The 888-nt window shown below is 41.0% G+C and carries 2 protein-coding genes; both read left to right on the top strand.

Annotation, left to right across the window (positions count from 1 at the left end; all coding sequences use genetic code 11):
• Positions 1-382, top strand: a 382-nt coding sequence (locus tag ACFIJJ_RS09910; RefSeq protein WP_375646827.1) for a YadA-like family protein, incomplete at its 5' end; no start/stop codon positions are given.
• A gap of 330 nt (positions 383-712) precedes the next feature.
• On the top strand, positions 713-888 hold a 176-nt coding region (locus tag ACFIJJ_RS09905; protein WP_375646829.1), incomplete at its 3' end, for a YadA-like family protein.

Raw genomic sequence — 888 nt, 5'->3', positions numbered from 1 at the left:
TAAAGAGCAGATGAAGATAGTTCTTGAAGATGCCAATAAGTATACGGATGAGAAAGTTAGTAGTCTTGTCAATGATGCTGTTAACGAGTCGAAATCCTATACGGATATAAAGTTTGAGACATTGAATTATGCTATTCAGGATGTTCGGAAAGAAGCAAGACAAGCTGCTGCTATTGGTCTAGCGGTGTCCAACTTGCGTTACAATGATGCACCAGGAAAGTTAAGTGTTGCACTTGGTAGTGGTATATGGCTCAATCAGTCCGCATTTGCTCTTGGTGCTGGTTATACATCTGAAGATGGAAATATTCGCTCTAGTCTATCTGTGACAAGTTCCGGAGGGCGCTGGGGTGTAGGTGTAGGATTAAGCTTAACTCTAAATTAATAAAATTTACTACGATTATTTTCAAAAACGCTCCTGTCTATACAAGACAGGGGCGAAAAGAGTTACACGATTAAAAGAACGACTCCCACAAATAACAGTGCCAGCATTAATGTTGAAAATAAAGAAAGAGAAAAGGTGTGAAGAGTGGTGTGTTTTACGAAAATTTGACAGAAGTCGTGGAGGGGGGCTGGTTGGTGGTTGTTAGATGACAGTGAGCAGCAGATTAAGACAGTTTTTGATGATGTGAAAAAATATGTAGATAAATATTTTTCTGAATCCAAGGATAATGCGATGAGTAATGGTGTTAACGAGTCGAAATCCTAAACCGATATAAAATTTGAAACGTTTAGTTATGATATTAAGAGCGTACGGAAAGAGGCAAGGCAAGCAGCCGCCGTTGGTCTAGCAGTATCCAACCTACGTTACTTCGACGAGCCGGGATCTTTGAGTGTCTCATTTGGTAGCGGCACATGGCGTGGACAATCCGCATTTGCTCTTGGTGCTGG

Source organism: Bartonella sp. TT29SHDZB, assembly GCF_042193395.1.
Taxonomy (GTDB): Bacteria; Pseudomonadota; Alphaproteobacteria; order Rhizobiales; family Rhizobiaceae; genus Bartonella.
Note: the sequence above shows the minus strand (reverse complement) of the source record. Positions and strands in the feature narration are given on the sequence as shown.